The following is a 4,949-nucleotide window of genomic DNA, read 5'->3' as shown; positions in this document are numbered from 1 at the left end:
AAACACGAACTCTCGACGGTACGTTCCATGAGCTGTTAACCCTCTTGTATCCGGCCATGCCCGCCAACAACGTCCAGCCCGTCCCACTCGCTGCCGTAGCCCGAGCTGCCCACGGTTTCTGTGCTCTCCCCAATTGAGACGTAGAAAACGTCCTATCGAGACCAGTCTAACAGAGCTTACCCAAACGAACCGTGCAACCATTGAAATCATCGCTTAATCTGGCGCCTTAGCCAACCTCGGGGACAACCGATGGCAAGCCTTACGATCCGGAACCTGGACGATCCTTTGAAGGCGCGACTGCGCATCCGCACCGCCCATCATGGCCGTTCCATGGAGGAGGAGGCCCGTCACATCCTGCGCGCGGAGCTTACGGAAGAGCGCCAGTCCGCTACGCACCTCTGCGACGCCATCCGCCGGCGGTTCGCGCCGTTCGGCGGCGTTGAGGTGCCTGACGCCGGCCGCGAGCCCCTGCGCGACCCGCCGGGTTTCGACTGGTGATCGTCCTGGACACCAACGTGGTTTCCGAGGCGATGCGCCCGGCGCCGTCCGACGCCGTGCTCCGCTGGATGGCCGCGCAACCCAGTGCCGGCCTGTTCACAACGACGGTCACCCAGGCGGAAATCCTATTTGGCCTCGCCTTGCTGCCGGACGGGCACCGCCACAACGACCTGCTGGTCGCCGCCGAGCGGATGTTCGCCGAGGATTTCGCCGGCCGAGTGCTGCCCTTCGATGCCGTGGCGGCCCTGGCGCTCGCACCCATCGCGGCGGGGCGACGTCGAATGGGGCAGCCGACCGGGGCCTTTGATGCGCAGATCGCCGCCATCGCACAGTCGCGCGGCGCCTCCTTGGCGACCCGGAACGTGGCGGATTTCCTGGATTGCGGGCTTTCCATCATCAATCCCTGGGATGCCTGAGCCAGCCGTCTCACCGAACGTGAGCGCGGCGGCGTTCCTGGTCTCACCCAATCCGAGTGGGATGCGGCGATGAAATCGAGCACGGCCGCCGATGATTGCAAGCGCCTACACGTAGCCGTGGCACAGTCCCTTGGGCGAACGCGTCGGGAATTTCGGCCTCCGCCACCACGACCTTGACGTGCCGCACACTTTCCGGCGTGAGTGCCAGGGCTTCGCTGATCCGGCAGTCGGTGTCGTGCAGAACCTTGCATAGTGTCCGCACCGGCCGATCGGCCGTGGCCGTCGATCCGATGAAGGTGCGACGTTCGTCGGCGGTGAGGTAGAGGCGCCTGCCTTGGGTGTCATGGAGATTTATGGTGCGCAACAGATTACATCAGCTCTGTTCCAAAGACGAGCCGGGGCCGACTGGCGTGGTTGGTAGAGTGCTTGATTCGCCGTGCTGCCGATCCAGTCCCGGACCATGCCTGTGGAACAGAAGTGTCAGTTCTGGTCCAAGCAGCAAAGACGGATGTCCACCAGTCCAAACCATGCTCCGATGCCAGAGATACGGCATTCCAAAATCATATGCTAAGCTGGCCTGCATCTCCGCCTTAGCCTCCCAGCAGCACCATAGTTTTTGTCAAGAAGGGAAAATCCGGCCCCAAGCGCCGACATAACCTCACGTGGTAGGGGAGGCCATTGAAACCAAAGACGAAGCGCCTCTGAAACCGACCGGCTAAGATACTTTATGGAAAACCTGCAGCCCGGATTGCTGCCTTGGCTCAGCTCATGGGCTTACGCGCCTCCGGTCCAGCAAAGGCACTGCAGCCATATGGATGATTAGCCCTCATAACACAAACAGTCGGTTACATAACATTTCATTAACCCTTCGATGATAAATAACAAAGTAAATTACAAGGATAAATGGGGGGTAGATAGAATGACCGTCATGGACACAGCCAACAAGACACAAGAACCCAGGCAGAAACTACAAAAAATAAGGTTCGGTATTCGAGGTATGTTGCTGTCGGCGGTATCCGCCCTATCGCTCATACTATTGGGATTGATCGCCCACGGGAACGTTGATGCTTGGTCACGGTATCAGGCAGTGCAAGATATTGAAGAATTCGACACAGGCGCCAATAAGTTCATTGCCGGGCTTTTCGAAGTTCTCATGGAGCGCCTGTATACCAACAACGGCCTCCAGGATCCCGCACCTGCCGGGACAGATCTCCTGGGTGAGATCGATCGCCGCCGCGTCGCCGTCCGAACCAGCTTCGAACCGGGTCTTCGGGTGTTCGAGGCGCGCAACTTCCCCAATAAGCAAGTCCTGATGGACGAACTCAAGACCGCACTGGCCGCCGCTAACCAAGCCCGCGCTCAGGCTGATCAAGCGCTGAAGTTGCCGCGCGAGCAACGGGACGAGAACCTGCGCAAGAACTTCATCCCGACGATCACCGCCTCCGTAAACGCGGCACTCAAGGTCTGGTTCTCCGCTCTCCACCATGCTGCCTCCGCTGATCCGGCGCTGGCCAGGCTCGCCATGATCAAGGAGATCGGCTGGCGAACTCGCGACATCGCTGGCTTCGAGCGCTCCAACGTCTCCTCCGCCATCTCGGCCGGGACGGCGATCCCGGCTGACCGCATTGCCGCCAACGCTGCGGTCCGCTCGCGCGTGGACCTGCTCTGGCAGCAGCTCGAGAACCTCACTCTGGACGAGGCCACCCACCCCGCAATCAAGCGCGCCATGGCCGGTGCCAAGGCTGGGTACTTCACGGATTTCCGTAGCCGTGCGGACCGGATGACGAAGCTCAGTGACGAGGGCGCCAAATACGACATGAACGCAACCCAATGGGTGGAGACTACCACGCCGCTCCTCGGAACGCTGCTCCAAGCCCTCTACGCTGCGGGTGAGGCCAGCGAGGTACGGACCGCCGCCATGAAGGATGCGGCAGTGTGGAGTTTGGCCATCCAACTCGGCCTGCTGCTTCTCGGGGTTTTTGCCATCCTCGCTGCAGTCCTGCTGGTCGTGCGCCGGGTGACCAAGCCGCTGACGTCCTTGAGTTCGGCAGTCCGCCGTTTAGCCGAGGGAGATATGTCGGTCGAGGTGCCTGGCGGCGAGCGGACGGACGAGATCGGCTCGTTGGCCGGGGCCATTGCGGTATTCCGGGATGCTATGGCTGAAGCTAACCGCCTGCGCACCCGAAATGAGGAGGACAAGCGCCAGGCGGATGTCCAGAACCGCCAAGCTCTCACCCGCTTTGCTGACGAGTTCGACGGCGTCGTTGGCGGCATCGTCCAAAGCGTATCAGCCGCGGCCGAGCAACTGCAAGGTGCGGCGCAGACCCTGCTTGCCTCTACGGATCAAACTCGGGCGCAGGCGGAGGCTTCCGCCACTGCCACTGGACAAACCACGGCGAACATCCAGACCGTTGCGGCGGCTACAGAGGAGCTTGCTGGCTCGAGCCGCGAAATTGGGCAACAGGTCTCCCGCTCCACTATGATCGCGAACCAGGCAGTCGTGGAGGCCGAACGGACCAATGAGACAGTTAACGGTCTGGCACAGGGGGCAAGTCGAATCGGCGACGTCGTGAAGTTGATCCAGGACATCGCTTCGCAGACTAACCTGCTGGCGCTCAACGCGACCATCGAGGCGGCGCGCGCCGGCGAGGCCGGCAAGGGCTTCGCAGTGGTGGCGAGCGAGGTCAAGAACCTGGCCAACCAAACCGCTAAGGCTACCGAGGACATCGCTGCTCAAATTGCATCGATGCAGGGCGTGACCACCACCGCGGTACATGCGATCACGGGCATCGGCAGCACGATCCGCAACATGAATGACATCGCGGTGACCATCGCCGCAGCAGTCGAGGAGCAGACGGCTGCGACGGCGGAGATCTCGCGCAACGTCGGTGAGGCCGCCACTGGCGCAGCTGAGGTGTCGAGCAATGTCGCTCAGGTCACTGACGCGGTCGCACGTACCGGATCGGCTGCTGACGAGGTTCTCGGCTCGGCCCGAACGCTGTCCGAGCTGGCAGTGCGCATGCGTGGGGAGGTGGACCAATTCCTGACCCGTGTTCGGGTGGCATGACGGAACGGTCATGCTGCAGAGTGTATGGTGACGCTGGCCTGCCGAATGCCCAGGTGGGCGGGCCGGCACCTCGAGACGGAGTAGGCGAACGGGAAATTGATTTGGATCAATTCTTCCTGAACAGACACTGAGCCATTCCCCTCTCACAAAGGCGGCAGGACCGATCCTTACAGAGCTCAGCAACCGGCATATTGAAGCCCTTTGGCATGGCGTGCATCAACAGTAACCAACGCCTAAGATTGCCAAGCCTTTGAAATATAATGGTGAAGCTGGTGAGAGGATGTGTCTGGTGCGAAGGATGACCATCTTCAAAATAATTTAATTTCTCACCTCGTTTTTTCAATTTGGAGTTGTAGCAAGTTAGCTGTATATCAAGCGATATGATTATTTATTGCAATTGATTTAAACGGGCGTTTCATTGATAGGTTTGGCATCTAGAACAATCCGGCGGCTATCGACGGCTGTCGTTTACCATTAGGTTGTGACATGACCTCGTTAGGCTTGCACGATGGACGGCATACGATCATTGCCCTGATGCCCGACCTGCAGCGTTTCGCCCGCTCGCTGACCGGATCAGCCGATGTCGGCAACGAGCTCGTGCAAGCGGCTTATGAGCGCGCTCTGAGGCGTCAGGGCTCTCTGGCTGCCATTGAGCAGCCGGGGAGCTGGATGCGCAGCGTTATCAAGAACCTCTGGATTGATGAGAAGCGGAGTTCACGCGATCGCCTGTCGGCTCCGCTGGAGGATGCGGAGCATCTGGGAACAGAGGATACCGAACGCGCCGTCATCGCGCGCTCCACTCTGGCACGGGTGCGTGAGGTGATCGCGGCCCTGCCGGAGGAGCAACGCTCCGCTATTATGCTGGTCTGCGTCAATGGCCTGAGCTACGGGGAAACGGCCGCCGAGCTGGACATCCCGATCGGCACCCTGATGAGCCGCCTGTGCCGGGGACGTTTGGAACTCGCCCG

General features: G+C 60.6%; 4 protein-coding genes. All 4 read left to right on the top strand.

Annotation, left to right across the window (positions count from 1 at the left end):
* Nucleotides 1–249: 249 nt before the first annotated feature.
* On the top strand, nucleotides 250–498 hold the full coding sequence (locus tag AC5JJ6_RS41335) for a FitA-like ribbon-helix-helix domain-containing protein (protein WP_496047633.1): 249 nt from the start codon (nucleotides 250–252) through the stop codon (nucleotides 496–498).
* Nucleotides 495–914 carry a type II toxin-antitoxin system VapC family toxin gene (locus AC5JJ6_RS41330; protein ID WP_496047632.1) on the top strand — a complete coding sequence of 140 codons (420 nt, stop codon included), beginning with the start codon at nucleotides 495–497 and terminating at the stop codon, nucleotides 912–914. Before AC5JJ6_RS41335 ends, AC5JJ6_RS41330 begins: the two co-directional genes overlap by 4 nt.
* Nucleotides 915–1,833: 919 nt before the next feature.
* Nucleotides 1,834–3,981, top strand: coding sequence for a methyl-accepting chemotaxis protein (locus tag AC5JJ6_RS41325; protein WP_496047631.1), 2,148 nt, complete (start codon nucleotides 1,834–1,836; stop codon nucleotides 3,979–3,981).
* Between the two features lie 486 nt (nucleotides 3,982–4,467).
* Nucleotides 4,468–4,949: RNA polymerase sigma factor (locus AC5JJ6_RS41320; protein ID WP_496047630.1), on the top strand; the 482-nt coding region annotated here is incomplete at its 3' end.

The sequence above is a fragment of the Skermanella sp. genome, assembly GCF_059503625.1.
This window is presented reverse-complemented; position numbering and strand designations above follow the sequence as displayed.

Coding starts and splice junctions, on each gene's coding strand:
- AC5JJ6_RS41325 (WP_496047631.1), top strand. CDS start 1,834: ATGACCGTCATGGACACAGCCAACAAGACACAAGAACCCAGGCAGAAA.
- AC5JJ6_RS41335 (WP_496047633.1), top strand. CDS start 250: ATGGCAAGCCTTACGATCCGGAACCTGGACGATCCTTTGAAGGCGCGA.